Below are 18,973 nucleotides of genomic sequence, written 5' to 3'. Positions count from 1 at the left end.
ATTATTTCTGTTGGTGCATCAACCCTCATCCCGCCTTTGAAGCGGTCTGTATTTCCATGGTGAATATACATGAGTTCCGTTTTCCAGAATCTCATAAGTATCAAAAGTATGCGGTTTCTCTTCATTCAATAGAAACAGGCGGCTTCCTATTAAGAAATCTTCAGCGCCATAATTTCCATAACCGCTTTTTCTTCCATATCCAAGAGTGATCCCGTAATAATGCCCCCAGAAAGAATTCAGATGATCGTGTCCGAAGAATAATCCTTTTGTATGTCCATCCTGTAACATGGAGAGAAATTGTCCTGCATTTACCAGAGGACAACCAAATCCATCTCTTTTAACACCAAAACACTCCTCATAACGCCACAATTCTTCGATTTCCGGAACTGGTATATGCTGAAAAGCCAGAGCTTGGAAATTTTTATTCTCTTTCTCAAACTTGCTCAACTGGTTTTGATACCATGCAATCTGATTTGCTGTTACGCAGGCATAGCCTCCTACCTGCTTCAGCGGATTTCTGTTCCCTGCGTCTATCCCGGCTACGACCCATGCAAGTTTTCCATCCTGTGCATAAATCGGAAGCATGTGGTTTCCGTATCCATCAATTGCCTCCCTGTCATCATATCCGGCAAAACCCTTCATCTTTTCCAGCATAGAAAACAACGTCTGTTTATCGCTGTTAAATTCCACATCATGATTGCCAAAAACATAAGTCCATGGAATTGCAGATTCACAAAGCGGAGCCATGACCTTCTCAATATTCTTCAAATTATCCTCACCGTATACTGCGTCCCCTGTAACCATAATCAAATCAGGTTTTTCTGTCTCGATCCATTTACGAATCGATGCTACGCTCTGGCGGTCAGCTGCATCATCCTCCGTATAATGGATGTCTGTAAGCTGCATGATTTTAAATGTTCCGTCTTCTCTGAAATGGAATCCTTTTCGCATTTTTTTCCCACCCCTCTATATTTTTTTATCAGCCTTCGGAGACACCAAAAACATCATGGTATCACCCATCCGCATATTGAGATCCAGTTTTTTCACATTATGTCCATAATAACGTTTTTCATAGACTTCATAAGGACTGCAGGATTCTTTAAAGTAAATCGTATGAATTCCTTTGCAGGCTGCGTGTATGGCAACAAAGTTTTCATTCGCATAGATGATATCATCCTGTTTGTTGTAGAGATGGCAACCTGCGTATTCAGCAAGTGAAGCCAGAAGCTGCGCCCTTAAGATCTGAGGTGCACAGTAGACGCTGGTCCAGCCGTCCATTTCTTTTAGCGCATAGGCAGGCAGGCCCATCTCGCAGTAAGTGCCTAATACATCGGCATCCGGGTCATCGATGTAGAATCCCGGATTCATATAAGCGGGGAGAATCACATTTTCCAGCCATACATTGCTGTGTACATCTCTGTCAATATAACCGTACCTGAAATCCTCCTCCGCATAGCGTACCGCCGGGTGCGTAAGATTTGTAATCTTAAACCTGGGTGAGCAGGTATGATCCATTCGACCTGTTTTAAAACCAGTCAGATCTTCGATATTCTCATTACTCATGACCGGATCTTTATCCGGATTGATAAATCCCGGTGCATAGAGCCAGAGAACAACCGCATGGGTTTTTCTGGCTTTTTTTATCAGTTCATCCCTTTCCTCATCCGTCAGAGTAAAGACATTCATGCAAACATAGAGTTTATAGTCCGGCATATCTTCCCTGCCGCAATCATTATGGAAATAATAGTCCACCGGTGCACCGATCCTCGCCAACTCCGAAGTTCTGTAATAATCAAGCATCAGTGTGTTCGTATAGCAGGATACTGTGTGGCAGCTCTCCTGATCGTAAATAAATGCAATTTCATTTTTCTTGCGGCGATCAAGCGTATAGGCATAGGCGGCAATTTCTTCCTGCCTTTGAAATAATTCATATATAGCCTGATGTTTATATCTTCCGCCTTTTTCATGTTGATCAAACCACCATGCATAGATGTCTTCACATAAAATCCTTGCAAAGTCCCGCTTCAGCGTTATAATGCTGTCCCTTATATCATAAAGGCCCATGGCATCCCTGTAGAACGCATCCTCCAAATGTGTCCTGCTGTCTTCTTCTGCCACAAACATCTGTCCCCGTAATCGAAAAGAGTCCTGCATTTCCCTTTGTGCCACGCAGCCACCTGGCTCTCTGTTATTATAAACACCTGGTGCAGCCAGGAAATCCACATATCCACTATCCAATATGGAAAGGGTAGATGTCGTCGTGCTGCTGTTATAATAATCCGTACAGCCGTATGACCCATAAAATGCTCCCACTACCTTTCCTTCATACCGATCCTTTAGAAACTTTGCAAAGTAATTAATTGCATCCGCTGTCGCTTCATGAAAAGCATCATAGAAATCCGCAACATACCGGTAATCCTCCATATTCAAAAATACGCCGAGATTCGCCGGTTTTCCCCCGTCCATGTCAATGGATTTCCCAAGAATACGTTCTGCACTTTCGTAATATTTCATCGCATCCATGATTCCCTCTTCCACAAAAAGATAGTACTGATCCTCCACATTAGGAATATCGGGATTTTCAAATGATACTTCTTCCTTTTTCCAGGCTTTTTTTAGTTTTTCCACACTCCCGTATCTCTTTTTCAAAAAACCGCCGTAGAACTTAATGAAGGAGGGCGAAAAATCTCCATACTTCTTCTTTTCCCTATCACAGATGGCATTGACCGGATACCATTCAGAAGTCCCTCCCGCTGCCAGAAAATATCCAATAATCCGATCCGCAAAAGGCAGCGTATCTGCTTCATCGCAAAAATCCCTTAAAGCCCTTTTTGCATCCTCTCTCCATTTTTCCGAAGCGAAAGAATACATACCGGGAACCTCATCTTTGTGTACTTCTGATTCCAGAACGGCTGGTTCATGCGTTCCATCTTGATAAGTGATTAACTCTTCAGGGTTCTCTTCCATCCATGATATCGGAGGATGCAAACCAATCCGTACAATCATATATGCATCCGGTATCCGAGACAGCAGGATTTCTGCATTTTTGACAAAGGCTTCCATTCCTCCCTCCTCATGACATCGGACCCCATCCTGATTCAGATAGTCCCTTCCGGGGCGCAGCCAGTTTGTATTTGTCATTAAAAAAAAGACTCTCAAATGGGACTCTCCCAGTTTCTGAATATAATCCGGCTGATCAAACCTGGCAGTCATAGCCATGGGCGGAAACGGTTTCCCATCAACGACAAGGGCAGGACTTCCATTTATACTTTCTATCTTTGCATGGCTCATAGTTTTACTCCTTCACGGAACCAACCGTAATACCCTTTACAAAATATTTCTGTAAGAACGGATAAACAATCAGTATCGGTATAATTGATATAAATAATTGTGCACTTCTTACTGTTTTCTCGCTCAGGCTTGAAAGCAGTGCCAGCTGCTCCGGCGTCATATTTGTCATTGTCTGATTGTTGTTGATAATCTGTGTCGCCAGATAGGTTGCCATCGGATAATTGTCCGGATTGTTCATGTAAAACATACCGTCAAACCAGGAATTCCAATGCCCAATCATGGAAAACAGCAACAAAGAGGCCAGTGATGGCTTCGACATCGGAAGAATTACATAAAATAAGGTCTTCCAATGGTTTGCACCGTCTAAAAATGCCGATTCCTCCACAGCCCTTGGGAGTCCTCTGATAAAGTTCATCATGATGATAACATTCCAGATGCTCATCGCACCCGGAAGGATCAAAACCCAGAAGTTATTAAGCAGATGCAGGTTTTTGATTACCATATATGTAGGAATCAGACCACCCCCGAGAAACATCGTGATTGCAAAATAAACCATATAAACATTTCTTTTCCTGAATTGCGCAGTGGTACGTGAAAGCGGATAGGCTGTCAATATAATCAAAAACATATTGAAAATTGTACCAACCAGTACACGCATTCCGGAGATTCCCACCGAATTAAAAAAATCTTTCTTCTTTATCAGATACGCATAAGCAGAAAGGGAAAATTCTACCGGAAGGAACGTCACCCTCCCTGCCATTGCAGCATTACTGCTGCTAAGGGAAATTGCCAGTACATGTAAAATCGGAAAGATACAAGACAGTGCAACAAGTGTAAGAACCACTGTATTAAAAACCTGATAGACATAATAAGAGACTGAATGCTTTACTTTCAATTGTCACACCTCCTTAAAACACACGATAGTCACTCTTTTTATAAAGAATCCAGTAACTGATTCCCACAAAGAAAAGAGAAATAATCGATTTAAACAACCCCATTGCCGCCGCAGCTGAGTACTGATGACTCACCATACCAAGCCGGTAGACCAGAGTATCCAAAATATCTACGGTTTTTTCTACGGTTGGATTATACATAATCAGAATTTGTTCAAATCCCGCATTCAGGATATTTCCGAGTCCCAATACCGTCAGCACCGCAACCATCGGTAAGATTCCCGGTAACGTAATGTGAAGTGCCTGCTTCCATCTGCCTGCGCCATCCACCTGCGCCGCTTCATAAAGCGTTGTATCTACACTTGTTATGGCTGCGAGCAGAAGAACGGTGTTATATCCCATTCCTTTCCAGACATCGGAGCCTATAATAATTGTACGGAAATATTTATTACTCACTAAAAAGGCCTTCGCCTCGGATCCGAGCGCATGCATCAAGGTCTGGTTAACAACCCCGTCATAGGCGAATATTTCTAATATCATACCGGCGAGAATCGCCCATGAAAAGAAATACGGAATGAATACAATGGTCTGCACGGTTCGCTTAAACCAGCTTTTTGCCACCTCATTTAACATCAGCGACAAAATCAGCGGTACCAGTATACTCAGCACAATCTTAAAAAAAGATATAATCATCGTATTTAAAAATGCTGTTTTAAAACTGGGCATGGTAAAAATATAACGGAACTGATTCAGTCCCACAAATGGAGACTCCCTAAAACCCATCAACGGTTTAAAATTCTGAAATGCCATAATCAGACCAAAGATAGGAACATAGGAAAAAATTGTTGTAAAGATCACCGCAGGTATCAACATGGTATGTAATTCCCTGGTGTTATACAATCCTTTCTTTTTGGGTCTTTTGATTCTTTTATTTTGTGCCATTACAGATACACCCCTTTCTTTTTAATGCCAGACTGTGTCGGATACATTTTAAAATCGATTCTAAATCAGCCATAAGAGCGCATGACTTCATACGTCCTTATGGCTGAATCGGTCATAATCTATTTGTTACTTTCGTACCATTCATTGACTTCTTTGCCTATCTCATCGCCACCTTGTGCCTTCCACTGTTTTACATACTTATCAAAGTCAGACACCGGTGACTCTCCCATCACCATACTGATAAAAGTATTGTCCCGTAATTTATCAAGTTCTGCTTTTTTTGAGACCATTGCAGGCGTGCTGATATAGACTTCGTCGTAAATAATATCAGCCGTCTCTACCGTTTTTATCATGTTGGAAACCCCGCCATCCGGAGCAAGACGGCTGAAATAGGTCCCCCATGCCACACCGTCATCCGGATTCTTTTTATAATTCAGATATTGCGTCCATGCCCCCCAGAACTCATTATTATTTAATCCTTCATCTTCACTGATTTCACTTATGCCCTTTGCATCCAGATCCGAAATGAACTTAAAATTATCCCTTAAAGAACTCGGGAAATAAACACGGTATGGAAGCCAAGTGTATACGTAACTGTCCAATTCAGTCTTCTCTTCCTCAGACATGGTTTTTTGTACATCCGGATTACTGTTTTTAGTTTCATACTGTAAGGACCAGTACATCATCTTAAATATCGCTTCCGGATGTTTGAAATCACGCCCTGCAACGACAAAATTATTAACCGGATAACGATCAATCATGATTTTGGGCTGTTTTCCGTCCGGTGAAAGGTTCGGTCCGATTACCCAGTCCGCATCCGGATGTTCTACTTTGTTATTATTAAGCGGCCAGTTCGGCACCCACCAGGAACCGGGAATAATCGCATATTTACCTGCAACAATATCATTTACCACCGGTGAATCCGCTGCCCAGATATCATAAGCCGCAAAATCTTTCTGAAAATATCCTTTCTCATACCACGCATTGAGTTTTGTTAACGTAGTCTTTATCCCTTCATCGATCCCGGCATATTGCAGTTTTCCGTCTTTATCATACCATCCGTCATTCCAGGTTTCATATGCATGAAAGTAAGGCGAAAAGTCCCCAAGCTGTGCATCCATATAGTTTTTGCAGGCCGGAAGTACAGGGCCTCCTGTCTTTCCGTCTCCATCATAATCCGTCTCCATCAGCTTATCACAAAGTGCTTCGAACTCCTTAATAGTTTTTGGAAGCTGGTCTTTCGATGTGATTCCCACACTCTTAAGCTGTGTCATGTTATAAAGCATCTGTGATGTCATCTGCGCAGGATCCGTACCCATGGGAAGCCCATAAATCTTATCATCTTTTTTCGCTACATCAATAAACTTTCCATCGTAGTTGTATACTTTCTCCAGAGCTTCACAGCTATACTTTTTATATACCTCCGAAAGATCTGCAAGTCCGCCCTGGCTGCTCAGATCTTCAAAGTCATTCGGACTGATCATCATTACATCCGGAAGGTTGCCGGCCGCCAGTTCAGCACCGAATTTTTCCTGGAACTGATCCGCATTCACAATCCAATCATAAATCAGATTATCACTGAGAAAAACAAGCATGTTACAATCTTTCTCTTCATAACATTTCCTCCTTCATTTTTCCGATATTGTAACTATACACGAAACAAACGATATTCAGAAGGTAATATTGTGCATAAATATGGTCTGATTGTATTCAGTTCTGATTTCCTTGGGTTTCACGATACTTTTTGGGACTTTTTCCTGTTTTATCTTTAAACAGTTTTCTAAAATAATGTTCATCTACATAACCGACTTGTATAGCAATCCAGTGAACCGATTGCTCTGTCTCAGTCAAATATTTTTTTGCAGAATCAATCCTCATATCATTTAAATAGGTAATAAAGGTTTTTCCGGTAACCTTCTTGAAATTCCTTGAAAAAAAGCTTTTACTCATCCCCGTTATATGTAAAAGATCGTCAAGCGCAATCTCCCGATCCATGTGTTCTCTGATATAAATAATAGCCTTATGAATCAGTTCCATCGTACCGATTCCAGTCCCCGTATTTCCGATTCTCTTTTGTACCGCTATATGTATTTGATTAAACCATTCCCGCCATTGATACCAGCACCTGAAATAAGCCACTTCATCAAAATAGAGTCGGATATCCCTTCCGGAAAATTCAGACCAATACAGGTTGAAATGATAAAAAACCGCAGTTCTTTCCTCAGATGATAAATCTGCGCATTTTATACGTTCCATAACTTCTTCATATCTGCTGTTATCAAGCATAAACTCCATTTTCATACAGCTACTAAGTATTTCCTGTCTGGAATCTCCCCGTTTTATTTCTGGAAGCTCCGGGTAAATATACGTATACCTGTAGTTAGCGGGTTGACGCTCTCTAAAAAGCAATATCTTAATCTCTCTATCAAGTATATCTTTTAATTGATTATGAGAAATACCTTTTACCTGCTTTAATTCCACAAGGACAGACTGCTGCCTTCCGGACAGTTCTATAAGATGCATAAGAAGAATACGATTACAGTCACCTGAAAAGAATATATAGGAATCACCTAAAAGTTCAAAAGCTAATGCATATTCTCTTAAAAGGTTCACTGCATTCTCCCGCTGTGTACTTCCTTCCGTTATCCAGATATAAACTTCATTATCGGATATGACTCTATCATATAGCTGCGTACGCTCAAGATAGCGTTTTCTGACCCCACGCATAAATACATGAACATTTTCCTCTTCAATCTGTGCCTTGGTAATATAATCCAGTATACCAATACGTAAAGACTGCTGAATCAATTCAAATTCCTGATGCATGGTCAGTACAACAATCTGTGTATCCGGTTGTGTTTCCTTTACTTCTTTTAGAAAATCCATCCCGGATAAACCGGGCATCTCGAGGTCCGAAAACAGGATGTTCACTTCATTCTCTCTCAAAAATAGAATCGTCTCTTCCCCACTTCCGGAATTTCCCACAACCTCCATATCGTACTTTTCCCATTCTATCAATCCGATAATTCCTTGCCGGACCAACTTTTCATCATCAACAACATAAACCTTTATCATAGTCCTGCTATCCTCCTGCCGGTTATTCCTCTGATGGTTCTGTTATTTTCTCTGCGCGAAATGGAATCTGCATCTCAATGACATTTATACCATCTTCAGTCCTTTCCGCTTTCAGAATAAATTCATCCGAAAAATGGTTTTCCAGCATCCGTGCGACATATTGCAACCCAATCCCATTTGCGGAAATATCATTTTTCTGCACGAGAACTTCCTTAAATTTTTCTGTATTAATTGGTTTTCCTACATTTTTAACCAAAATATCTATCTTTCCATTCGTTAAAAGTTCAATATCAATCCGTATGTTTCCTTTTTCAGCTCCACTGTGAAGGATTGCATTTTCCACCAACGGCTGTATGACAAAACGCGGCATATCGGCTTGAAGAATTTCCGTATGTTTCCCTATATGAATTTGAAAATCTATATCATATTTTAGTTTCTGTAATGTAATATAAGATTCAATCGCATCCAGCTCATTTTTCAATGTTGTTTTTGTGTCCTTGGACATATTATACAGAAGCAGTTGATTGAGTGCTATAATAAAGTGTACCATCTCTTTGTCTTGTTTTCCTGCGGCATACCATTTCAGCGTATCCAACGTATTATAGAGAAAATGTGGATTAATCTTTCCCAGTATCTCCTTGATTTCCAATTCTGACCGCTCTTTCTCCTTCGTCTGCACCCTCTTCACCAAAAGAACAATATTGTTTTTCAACCGCTCCATCAAAGCGAAATTATCATCAAACTCCTGGATATTCATCTGCCCTACTTCTGTTTGCACATCCTCATCCAGCGCAATCCGACGAAGATTTTTTTCAAATAGAACAAATGGGTGATAAATACTTCTCCACTGAATGACAGATATAAAGATACATACGGTCACCGCAAGTATTGTTATCAGTCCAAAGTTAAAGGCCATACCATAAATCTGCCTGTAATAATTGTTGGTGGAAAGCAGCAGATGAAGTGTCCATCCGGCGTTCTCCTTCTTTTCATACGTTTTATAACGATGTGAATCTATTGCATATTTCTTCAGGTAATCGGAAGTCTTTGTATGTAAAGGAATTACCTGTTCATCTGAACTATACATTGTCTTTCCATCTTCAGATTCCACCAGAAAGATTGGATTCATGCCCATGACATCCCTGGGAAACAATTTTTGCAGGTATTTAAATCCTGATTCCAGATAAATGTATATCTCCCCGTACCTCTGATCTGTCTTGTACGGACGGAGCAAGGAGAGACAGGGATAGGAGGAAACTTTTGACTGGGATAAACATGGACCATAAAAAGTAACATCTTTCCATTTGCACAAATAGTATTTATTCTGCGGAAGTTCTCCGCTTGCCAAAGAAGAGGTGTTGATTTTCACAGGTTCTTTCTGTCCCTGTGGAATCAATAAGTAGGTGAGATTGCCAATCGATGAATTGGCCACCTCATAATTTGCAATCTGTTCTCTCAGGTAGATGAGCAGTTCACTTTTCCTAATTGTATTTTCTTCTTCAAAATAGAGCGGAAGATTCTTTCCCACCGTACCATCCGCTTCCAAAAGCCAGGATATGGCGTTCATGTTTGTCATCAGTGTCCCCATATTATCTGAAACCATATGCAGGCTGTTTGTCATCGCCCGATCTACTTCCTTATGATTAATCTTATAAAACTGCACTAAAATCAGGATTTCAACAAGAATCATCGGAAGTACAATCCCCAAAATCCAGACCTTAATAATCCTTCTTGAAAAGGATTTTGATTTCTTTTGTCTCTCTCTCATTCTCACCCTCCTCTGGTTAGGGGAATTATTCTGACACATTCAGCGATGGATTCAATATTTTGACATAAATCCTTCCTTCTGCTTTTGTTCTTAAGATAATTACGCAAAGATAAATGTGACGCGTTCCCTGCTGTATTGGTCAAACTGATCTGTATCGACTACAAGATCATAGCCATGTGGTGCATAAACCGTACAGCCCGGCAGTTGTACATCAATTGCCGATGAAATACCGATATTTGTAAAGTAACTGGCTTCCTGAAAGCAAAGCCAATGTGGGCAGATGGAGGACACTTTTTTAAATTCACGGATAGTAAAAATGATAAGCCGTGTGAACACCGGCTTATCATTTTTGCAGATCAACTGGTACTAATATTCTTCTAATACCTGATTCATCTTTTCCATCTCTTCTTCCACTTGATAAATCAATCCGCTGCACTCATACAATTTTGCAGTAAAATCAATATTGCATTCATTATGAAGTGATTTATATTTAATATCATGCTCCAGACTGGCCCATAAATCCATCGCCAGAGTGCGAATCTGTAGTTCTACCGGAACAAGTTGTTTTTTATTCATAAAATATACAGGGATCCTGATTATTAGATGTAAGCTCCTGTATCCATTTCTCTTGGGCTGCTTGATATAATCTTTTTCCTTCATGATGTAAATATCATCCTGAGCTAAAATTCTCTCATGAACGAGATATACATCTTTTATATACGGACACACAATCCGAACCCCTGCTATATCGTAGATATTGTTGCAGGCTGCCGTCAGCGTCAGTGGGAGCTCCTTTTTTCTCAATTTCCCCAGTATACTGTCTGCTGATTTTAGTCGCGTATCAATATGGTGGATGGGGCACCTCTGTTTACGGAAGTGAAATTCATCCCTGATAATTTCCATACGAGCTGTTGTTGCGTTCATAGCAGCATTATACATACTAAGTATGGGATGTATGGTTTGCGAAAAGTGTTCACTCATATCTGCAATTGTTTCCATATTATCATTCTGATCAACATTTAGAGAAATTACCTGATTTACCTCAACGATCTCTTCTCTTTCAATCATAACTTCATCTTCGTTAACATCCACAACTTCTTTAATTGTTTTTTTTGCTTGATTTTTCATATCTTTCCCTATATGTGCATTTGATCAAAGCTTCATGCTGAGTCCGATTCGTTTTTTCTGAAGATCCAGAGAGGTTACCTTTACTTCCACAATATCTCCAACACTTACAACCTCCAAGGGATGCTTGATGTACTTTTCGGTCATCTGGGAGATGTGTACCAGGCCGTCCTGATGAACACCGATATCCACAAATGCTCCGAAATCTATAACATTCCTCACCGTTCCTTTTAAGATCATGCCTTCCTTCAAATCCTTCATATCCAGCACATCGGTTCGAAGAATCGGTTTCGGCATCTCGTCTCTGGGATCACGTCCGGGTTTTTGAAGCTCCTTTACAATATCCCGAAGTGTAATTTCCCCTATGCCCAGTTCCTCTGCCATCTTCCTGTAATCTTTGATATGGTAGACAGCGCTGCCTTCCAAAATCTGTTCTGTCTTCATTCCCAGCCGGTCCAGAAGCTTATGAACAGCACCATAGCTTTCCGGATGCACGCTGGTTGCATCCAGGGGATTGTTCCCTCCTGTGATGCGCATAAATCCTGCACATTGTTCAAAGGCTTTCGGTCCCAGCTTAGGTACTTTCATAAGCTGACGTCGATCCGTAAACCGTCCGTTTTCCTCCCGATAAGCCACTATATTCCTGGCAATTGCCTTGCTGATACCTGAGATATATTCCATCAATGGGGCGGAGGCTGTATTCAAATCCACACCTACCTTATTTACACTGTCTTCCACTACACCGGACAGCGCGTCACCCAGCTTCTTCTGATTCATATCGTGCTGATATTGGCCGACACCAATGGATTTCGGATCAATCTTCACCAATTCAGCAAGCGGATCCTGCACACGCCTTGCAATTGATGCAGCACTTCTTTGTCCCACATCAAAGTTCGGGAATTCTTCAGTGGCCAGCTTGCTTGCCGAGTATACGGAAGCTCCGGCCTCATTGGTAATCACATACTGCACCGGCTCTCTGACCTCTTTCAGCATATCCACGATTACCTGTTCCGACTCTCTGGAGGCAGTACCATTTCCCACGGAAATCAAAGTAATATGGTACTTTTCAATCATCTTAATCACTGTATCCTTGGCAGCACGGATTTTTACTTCATTCGTGGGTGCTGTCGGATAGATAACCGTCGTATCCAGCACCTTGCCGGTTTCATCCACTACAGCCAGTTTACAGCCGGTACGAAAAGCCGGATCCCAGCCCAGCACCACCTGTCCTTCAATCGGAGGCTGCATCAGCAGCTGTTCCAGATTCTTTCCGAAAACCCTGATAGCGCCATCCTCAGCCTTCTCCGTCAGTTCACTGCGCACCTCCCGTTCGATGGCCGGTGCAATCAGCCTGTTATAAGCATCTGTAATCGTAGCCTTTAAAGCCGGCATTGTGTTTGGATTGTTTCGGGCAATCATCTTTTTTTCAAGATAGCGGATAATCTCCTCCACAGGTGCGGTAACCTTAACTGTCAGAAATTTTTCCTTTTCCCCACGGTTCAGCGCCAAAATCCGATGACCCGCAATCTTTGATACCGGTTCCTCAAAATCATAATACATCTCATATACGGATTGTTCCTTCTCATCCTTGGCAGTAGAAATAATATGACCCTGCTTCATAGTTCTTTTCCGGATTTCGGCCCGAAAATCTGCTTCATCGGAAATCCCTTCCGCTATAATGTCACAGGCCCCTGCTATAGCTGCTTCCACAGTAAGGACTTCTTTTTCTTCCGAAAGATATGCGCCTGCCTCCTCTTCCAGGGAATTCGAAGTTAACTGCAGACTGATGATATTAGCCAGCGGTTCCAGACCCTTTTCCTTTGCTATGGTAGCCCTGGTTCTCCGCTTTGGTTTATAAGGGCGGTATAAGTCTTCCACCACGACCAGTGTCTGTGCTTCCAAAATTGCTTTTTTCAGTTCTTCCGTCAGCTTTCCCTGTTCATCAATAACGGACATAACCTGAGATTTCCGCTCCTCCAGGTTCCGCAAATAGGTCAGCCTTTCATATAAAGTACGAAGTACCTCATCATTCAGAGACCCTGTGGCTTCCTTCCTGTATCTGGAGATAAATGGGATCGTATTTCCTTCATCAATTAATTTTACGGCAGCATCCACCTGCCAGGAAAGCACATCCAACTCATCGGCAAGAACCTTAATCATATCCATAAAACTTTCATCCTCCTGGTGTAATCTTACTATCTCATATGTGTCAAAAATGCGCCGTAGCCTTTATATGCTTCATAAATATCTGCTTTACTGGAAATCTCCCAGGGTGCATGCATATTCAAAAGAGCAATTCCACTGTCAATGACCTCCATGCCATAATTGGCCAGAATATAGGCGATGGTTCCGCCGCCGCCCACATCAACTTTTCCAAGCTCTGACGTCTGAAACAGAATTCCTTCATCATCCATCACTTTGCGAAGCTTTGCCAGATATTCTGCATTGGCATCATTGCATCCACTCTTTCCGCGGGCGCCTGTGTACTTATTGAATACAAGGCCTTTTCCAAAATAAGCAGAATTTTTCTTTTCAAAGGATGCTGCATAATTGGGATCAAATGCCGCACTTACATCTGAAGAAAGCATAAAGCAATTTCTTAACGCTCTGCGTAATGACAGTTCTGAATATTCACCCGTCAAGTTCATGATCTCCGCTATGGTATTTTCGAAGAAATGAGAGTGCATACCGGTAGCCCCTACGCTTCCAACCTCCTCTTTATCGGCCAGAAGACAGATTCCCGTCCTGGATAAATTCTCCGCTTCCAGGAGAGCCATCAATGAGGTATAAGCACAAACTCTGTCATCCTGTCCATATCCCATAATCATACTTCTGTCCAAACCGCAGTCCCTTGCCTTTCCGGCCGGCACTATCTCTATTTCGGCAGAGAGGAAATCGTCTTCTTCTATATTGTACTTGTCCTTCAATAATTTCAAGATATTACGCTTTACCGCATCTTTGTCCGCATCCTTTTCCGGCTGGCTTCCGATAAGAATATCCAGGCCTTCTCCTTCTATAACCTCCTTGGCCTTCTTTTCCATCTGTTCGCCTGCAAGGTGTACCAGCAGATCTGTGATGCAGAAGACCGGATCCCCTTCCTTATCGCCAATTTCCACTTGAATTGTGCTTCCGTCTTTTTTTATCACCACACCGTAAATTGCCAAAGGAATCGTTACCCACTGATATTTCTTGATTCCTCCATAATAGTGGGTATCCAGCAGGGCCATCCCGGTATCCTCGTACAGGGGATTCTGCTTCAGATCCAGTCTTGGGGAATCGATGTGTGCCCCCAGTATATTCATACCATTTTCAATCGGCTCCTGTCCGATAACGGCCAGAAGCAGCGATTTTTTCATACAATGTGCATAGACCTTGTCACCGGGCTTTAAAGCTTCATCCTTTCTGATTTTATCCTCCAGACTTATAAAGCCCCTTTTCTCAGCCTCCATAACGGCCAGATCCACGCATCTGCGCTCTGTCTTTCCCTGTGAAATATATTCTTTATAATCCTCCGCCAAGGTGTTTATCCTGGCAAGTTCCGATTCACTTCTGATATTCCATACATTTTTTTCACTCATCTTTATATCTCCTGTTCTATTCTTCATTGTATACTTCTCCGGGATAGATTCTGGGTACGCGGCTTGAGATATTGCATAGCATCTCGTAATTAAAGCGAGCCGACGGATCGGCTATCTCTTCAACGGATATATTCTTATCTCCATCCGTTCCAATCAGAGTTACAATATCTTCCACCCGGACGTCCGGAATATTCGTAACATCAACCATCATCTGATCCATGCATACCCTGCCCAGAATAGGCGCATATTGACCACGTATCAACACCCGTCCTTTTGATGAGAGGGCACGGGGGTATCCGTCTGCATAGCCTACAGAAACAGTGGCAATCCGGGTTGTTGGTTTATGGGTAACGTAGGTTGCACCATAACTTACCCCTACACCGGCTTTTACATCCTTTACATGAATCACATGCGTTTTCCACTGTAAAGCGGGTTTTAGATTAAACTTTTCTTTTTGCACCTCTTCAGAAGGATATATCCCATAGGTTATGATCCCGCAGCGTACCATATTAAATCTGTAATTTTCAAACTCCATAATCCCGGCTGAATTACATACATGCTTAACAGGTATCATAACGCATCTGTCCGTCAGCATATCCATCATTCTCTCATACTTGTCCAGCTGCATGGCACAGTAAGTTTTATCCTCCTGGTCCGCGCAGGCAAAATGGGTATACACACCCTCCAGTTCAATGTTCGGAAGCCTGCTTATCTCTGCAATCACATCTGCATCAGAAGTCACACACTGGAATCCTATTCTTGTCATTCCTGTATCTAATGCGATATGTACCGCAGCTCTCATCTGAAGCCGGGCAGCCACTTTATCCAACTTCTGTGCAGTATCCAGACTATAGATTGTCTGTGTGATTCCATGCCTTACCACGTCTTCATACTGACTGGGTGAGGTATATCCAAGGACAAGAATCGGGTGTAAAATTCCTCCCTGTCTCAGCTCGATTGCCTCCTCCAGGGTTGCAACTCCAAAATAATCAGCCTTTGCTGTTGTTTCCAGATACTTCCCCACAGCCACAGCTCCATGCCCATAGGCATCTGCTTTGATTACAGCCAGCAGTGCCACTCCCGGTGCAATATGTCTTTTTGCCTCGTCTATATTATGTCCAATTGCCTGCAAAGATATTTCTGCATAGCATCTCTGATAACCGTACACGTATCTTCCTTCTTTCGTCGTAACATTCCACTTCTGATTTTGGCTTTCCTTGCATACTTACCAATCATGCTCCGGGATGCCGGGGCTCTGGTATGGCTGAATATATATTCTTTACTGTCTTTAAAACCACATGTGTCCTCGTATCAGACACTCCTTCCAGACTCATAATCTGCCTGTGCATCTTTTCCAGCTCATCTGAATTTCTACATGAAATTTTAAGCAAAAGGTCAAAATCCCCGGTCAGATAGTAGCAGGACACAATGCTGCTTATATCCTGGATTGATGCGGCAAATCCGTCAAAAAATTTGGGATGTTCCAGGCTGACTTCCATCAGGGAGGTCATGTCTCCACCGGTTTTTTTCTCGTCTATGATAATTGTGTAATCCTTAATCAGCCCTGTCTCTTCCATCTTGCGGATTCTTTCTATCACAGCGGAAACGGAAAGGTGAATTTCCTTACTGATATTGGATGCTGTTTCTCTGGCATTCTTTTTCAGAATCTTTAAAATATTATAATCTATACCATCCATTATGGCTCCTCCTAATGGGATACTTCATATATCCACTACTTAGTATAGCAAAAAATTAAGAGAAGTCCATATTTTTTGAGATAAAACTTTCCTAAACAATTACTATCATGACCTCCCCGGGGACATGGAAAAGCCGCTTATTCTTTTACTGAAGAATAAACGGCATATATTTTTGCATGCTTAAATCGGAGTTGTACTGTCCGACATCGATATCAAAGCTGCACCGATTGCGCCCGCATAGCGTGACCATGGGGATGTCTGCACGCTACAATCCAGCTTTTCTTCCAACGTGCTTCTAAGCCCTTCTATATCGGATAAGCCCCCGGTCAGGAGAACAGGGGAATCCATCTCAAGCTTTCCGGTCAAAACAGCTGTTCTTGCCACTACCGCATGTACAACACCGCCTGCAATTTCTTCCCGGCTTTTTCCTGCGGCAAGCAAAGATACAATTTCCGAATCCGCAAAGACAGCACACATGCTGTTAAGAGAACAACTTTTTCCGGCCTCCAGACATTTAGCAAATCCATCCATGTCCAGTCCCATTCTATGTGCAGACATTTCAAGAAAACGTCCCGTACCTGCCGCACATTTATCATTCATCTGAAACGCCTCTTTCGCCGTGGTGCGCGGACTCCAACCCGTAGGCTTTATGCTATGACAAAGAATCCGGCTCTCATTCAATAAAATCCCCTTGCACGCGGCAGATCCGCAATCAATCCCCACATATCCCTTCATTACAGCATCTCCACAAACGCACCCGCCCGTGTAGACAGCTGTCCGATATCGGCAAAGGCGGTCAAGTAACTCACTCCAACATATGCGTGCTTTCCTTTCAATTATACTCTCCACGAGTTTTCTTCATTCGTTATCTTTATTGAGTATAACGTTAGCGCAGCTTTCATGTCAAGCATTCTGGTACTAAAAAAAGCATCCCAGAAGCTGCATATATGCCCGCTTCTGGGATGTTATAGGGGAGGATAAGTATTCAAGTCATCTTTTGTATACTTTAATTATACCCCATTATATTTTTCTCATACATTATTTTAAAAATATTTTTTTGTAATCGTCCAGCCATACGGATTTTCAACAACAGCAGCAATTAAGCATGGCATTACAGGCCAGGCACTGGCAGCACCAGCTTCCAAACCCGGATCCCTCCCGGTCAAAGCCATAATCCTGCCCCATGGTACTATACCACTGCCCGCCTCCCTGGAGCTGCTGCAGAAACTGACGGTATTGGGGATTATCCGGTTCCATATTCACAGCCTGCTGGGCATCCTGCAGTGCATTAATATTATTTCCAAGACCATAATTTGCTACCGCATGCAGATAGAACCAATATGCCGTATGTCCGGATATATCGTTCAGCACATTCATGGCCTCACGATACATACGATTATTAATAAAGTTGTACGCTGCACGCATCTGTGCATCCGCTTCACTGCCCCCACCGGAGTTCTGCCGGCTGTTCTGACCGTATCCGCCAAAACCGCCAAAACCTCCGTATCCTGCCCCCTGGGACTGGTAGGAGGATGTCTTGCCTTCTTTTTCATCCATTATCTGTGTATATGCCTGCTGAACCTGTTTAAACATTTCTTCCGCCTGGGCTTTATTTGGATTATTTATATTAGCATCCGGATGATACTTCCGGCTCAATGTCCGATATGCTTTTTTAATTTCGTCCATGCTTGCATCCCTGGAGATTCCAAGCACTTTATATGGGTCTGTCATCTGTATTATATCTCCTCGTGTGCAGCATCTTCGGCGGCACCTTTTTTCTTGACCTTTGCCATATCATACTTATTCCAGATTCCAATATACAATATATTTCGTAAAATGTCCACATTTTCTATGATAGGAAGTCTTTCAAACGCTCTGGATGCAGCAGCGGCCATCATCGTCAGTACATCCTCTGCTGTTTTATGAAACTCCAGAGTTTCTTCTATAAATTTAAAAGGATTATAATTACCGCTTTTCTTATCTTTTTCCAAATCCTCATAGGCATCCATAAGATAAATGAACTTTCCAATGTAAAATCCAAGCTGCCGCAGATCCTCACTCCAGATATCATCCCTGTACGCATAAATCTCACCCAATACCTCACCGGTAAGACCCGCAGCCAGATCCAGATCAGCAGAATTCTGCTCTTCACACGTATGAAGTTTCTTCAAATAAGTTTGAACTGCCTCTGTCTGACGGGGATATCGCTTCACCACCTTCAAGCAAGAATTCTTTAAGACCTGAGCGGCCATATAGCTTTTCTTCTTACGCTCATCCTTCCAGTCATCCAGAAGGTTGTAATAGGCCAAAAGGATATTCATGTCCGACACATAGGCAGTAAATTCATTACGCAGGCATGGGTGCTTTTTCGTCGGGTGTACCACACAGAAATGCTCTTCTCTTTTGGTAGTATCCTCATAAAGGCCGCTGAGTAAGACCGCAAGGAACGTCATATCATAAGTCAGTGTCAGCCTGCCCGCCTGCCCAAAGGATTCCTTCAGTTCCTGACAGACCCCGCAGTAATATGCCTGATACTTCTGATAGTCTTTCAGCTTCAGTTCTTCTTTGTTAATGCTCACGTAACCAAACATGGAGAGCCCTCCT

General features: G+C 42.4%; 17 protein-coding genes. All 17 read right to left on the bottom strand.

Features of this window, described 5'->3' with window-relative positions:
• Positions 1-18: 18 nt before the first annotated feature.
• Entirely contained in the window at positions 19-951 is a 933-nt protein-coding gene (locus KNL20_RS02155) for a metallophosphoesterase family protein (protein ID WP_230399022.1), read from the bottom strand.
• Between the two features lie 15 nt (positions 952-966).
• Positions 967-3,291 (bottom strand): hypothetical protein, encoded by a 2,325-nt coding sequence (locus tag KNL20_RS02150; RefSeq protein ID WP_230399021.1) that lies wholly within the window; start codon positions 3,289-3,291, stop codon positions 967-969.
• A 4-nt stretch (positions 3,292-3,295) separates the two neighbouring features.
• On the bottom strand, positions 3,296-4,186 hold the full coding sequence (locus tag KNL20_RS02145) for a carbohydrate ABC transporter permease (RefSeq protein ID WP_230399020.1): 891 nt from the start codon (positions 4,184-4,186) through the stop codon (positions 3,296-3,298).
• 13 nt (positions 4,187-4,199) lie between these two features.
• Complete coding sequence (locus KNL20_RS02140; RefSeq protein ID WP_230399019.1) at positions 4,200-5,126, bottom strand: ABC transporter permease; 927 nt, start codon at positions 5,124-5,126, stop codon at positions 4,200-4,202.
• Positions 5,127-5,245: 119 nt separating this feature from the next.
• A complete protein-coding gene (locus KNL20_RS02135) occupies positions 5,246-6,721 on the bottom strand; it encodes a type 2 periplasmic-binding domain-containing protein (RefSeq protein ID WP_230399018.1) in 1,476 nt (491 codons plus the stop codon).
• Between the two features lie 115 nt (positions 6,722-6,836).
• Entirely contained in the window at positions 6,837-8,201 is a 1,365-nt protein-coding gene (locus KNL20_RS02130) for a response regulator (RefSeq protein WP_230399017.1), read from the bottom strand.
• A 22-nt stretch (positions 8,202-8,223) separates the two neighbouring features.
• Entirely contained in the window at positions 8,224-9,969 is a 1,746-nt protein-coding gene (locus tag KNL20_RS02125; protein WP_230399016.1) for a sensor histidine kinase, read from the bottom strand.
• A 99-nt stretch (positions 9,970-10,068) separates the two neighbouring features.
• Positions 10,069-10,329 (bottom strand): hypothetical protein, encoded by a 261-nt coding sequence (locus KNL20_RS02120; RefSeq protein ID WP_230399015.1) that lies wholly within the window; start codon positions 10,327-10,329, stop codon positions 10,069-10,071.
• Between the two features lie 6 nt (positions 10,330-10,335).
• Complete coding sequence (locus KNL20_RS02115; RefSeq protein ID WP_230399014.1) at positions 10,336-11,097, bottom strand: GTP pyrophosphokinase; 762 nt, start codon at positions 11,095-11,097, stop codon at positions 10,336-10,338.
• Between the two features lie 24 nt (positions 11,098-11,121).
• Positions 11,122-13,260, bottom strand: a complete 2,139-nt coding sequence (locus KNL20_RS02110) for a Tex family protein (protein ID WP_230399013.1) — start codon at positions 13,258-13,260, stop codon at positions 11,122-11,124.
• A gap of 29 nt (positions 13,261-13,289) precedes the next feature.
• Complete coding sequence (locus tag KNL20_RS02105; protein WP_230399012.1) at positions 13,290-14,672, bottom strand: aminopeptidase; 1,383 nt, start codon at positions 14,670-14,672, stop codon at positions 13,290-13,292.
• A gap of 16 nt (positions 14,673-14,688) precedes the next feature.
• The gene (gene alr, locus KNL20_RS02100) at positions 14,689-15,840 is read right to left on the bottom strand and encodes an alanine racemase (protein ID WP_230399011.1); all 1,152 of its coding nucleotides are present in this window, start codon (positions 15,838-15,840) and stop codon (positions 14,689-14,691) included.
• Between the two features lie 64 nt (positions 15,841-15,904).
• Positions 15,905-16,369 carry an Lrp/AsnC family transcriptional regulator gene (locus tag KNL20_RS02095; RefSeq protein ID WP_230399010.1) on the bottom strand — a complete coding sequence of 155 codons (465 nt, stop codon included), beginning with the start codon at positions 16,367-16,369 and terminating at the stop codon, positions 15,905-15,907.
• A gap of 180 nt (positions 16,370-16,549) precedes the next feature.
• Positions 16,550-17,104, bottom strand: coding sequence for an acyl-CoA dehydratase activase (locus tag KNL20_RS02090; RefSeq protein ID WP_230399009.1), 555 nt, complete (start codon positions 17,102-17,104; stop codon positions 16,550-16,552).
• Complete coding sequence (locus tag KNL20_RS02085; protein ID WP_230399008.1) at positions 17,104-17,205, bottom strand: 2-hydroxyacyl-CoA dehydratase family protein; 102 nt, start codon at positions 17,203-17,205, stop codon at positions 17,104-17,106. The genes KNL20_RS02090 and KNL20_RS02085 overlap by 1 nt, the downstream gene beginning before the upstream one ends.
• Before the next feature lie 247 nt (positions 17,206-17,452).
• On the bottom strand, positions 17,453-18,100 hold the full coding sequence (locus tag KNL20_RS02080) for a DnaJ domain-containing protein (protein WP_230399007.1): 648 nt from the start codon (positions 18,098-18,100) through the stop codon (positions 17,453-17,455).
• A 5-nt stretch (positions 18,101-18,105) separates the two neighbouring features.
• Positions 18,106-18,960, bottom strand: coding sequence for a DUF5685 family protein (locus KNL20_RS02075; protein ID WP_230399006.1), 855 nt, complete (start codon positions 18,958-18,960; stop codon positions 18,106-18,108).
• Between the last annotated feature and the right edge of the window lie 13 nt (positions 18,961-18,973).

The sequence above is a fragment of the Novisyntrophococcus fermenticellae genome, assembly GCF_018866245.1.
Lineage (GTDB): Bacteria > Bacillota > Clostridia > Lachnospirales > Lachnospiraceae > Novisyntrophococcus > Novisyntrophococcus fermenticellae.
This window is presented reverse-complemented; position numbering and strand designations above follow the sequence as displayed.

Excerpts from the sequence above, each read along its gene's own strand:
- KNL20_RS02155 (WP_230399022.1), bottom strand. The coding sequence starts at position 951 with ATGCGAAAAGGATTCCATTTCAGAGAAGACGGAACATTTAAAATCATG.
- KNL20_RS02150 (WP_230399021.1), bottom strand. The coding sequence starts at position 3,291 with ATGAGCCATGCAAAGATAGAAAGTATAAATGGAAGTCCTGCCCTTGTC.
- KNL20_RS02140 (WP_230399019.1), bottom strand. The coding sequence starts at position 5,126 with ATGGCACAAAATAAAAGAATCAAAAGACCCAAAAAGAAAGGATTGTAT.
- KNL20_RS02135 (WP_230399018.1), bottom strand. The coding sequence starts at position 6,721 with ATGCTTGTTTTTCTCAGTGATAATCTGATTTATGATTGGATTGTGAAT.
- KNL20_RS02130 (WP_230399017.1), bottom strand. The coding sequence starts at position 8,201 with ATGATAAAGGTTTATGTTGTTGATGATGAAAAGTTGGTCCGGCAAGGA.
- KNL20_RS02125 (WP_230399016.1), bottom strand. The coding sequence starts at position 9,969 with ATGAGAGAGAGACAAAAGAAATCAAAATCCTTTTCAAGAAGGATTATT.
- KNL20_RS02115 (WP_230399014.1), bottom strand. The coding sequence starts at position 11,097 with ATGAAAAATCAAGCAAAAAAAACAATTAAAGAAGTTGTGGATGTTAAC.
- KNL20_RS02110 (WP_230399013.1), bottom strand. The coding sequence starts at position 13,260 with ATGGATATGATTAAGGTTCTTGCCGATGAGTTGGATGTGCTTTCCTGG.
- KNL20_RS02105 (WP_230399012.1), bottom strand. The coding sequence starts at position 14,672 with ATGAGTGAAAAAAATGTATGGAATATCAGAAGTGAATCGGAACTTGCC.
- KNL20_RS02095 (WP_230399010.1), bottom strand. The coding sequence starts at position 16,369 with ATGGATGGTATAGATTATAATATTTTAAAGATTCTGAAAAAGAATGCC.
- KNL20_RS02090 (WP_230399009.1), bottom strand. The coding sequence starts at position 17,104 with ATGAAGGGATATGTGGGGATTGATTGCGGATCTGCCGCGTGCAAGGGG.
- KNL20_RS02080 (WP_230399007.1), bottom strand. The coding sequence starts at position 18,100 with ATGACAGACCCATATAAAGTGCTTGGAATCTCCAGGGATGCAAGCATG.
- KNL20_RS02075 (WP_230399006.1), bottom strand. The coding sequence starts at position 18,960 with ATGTTTGGTTACGTGAGCATTAACAAAGAAGAACTGAAGCTGAAAGAC.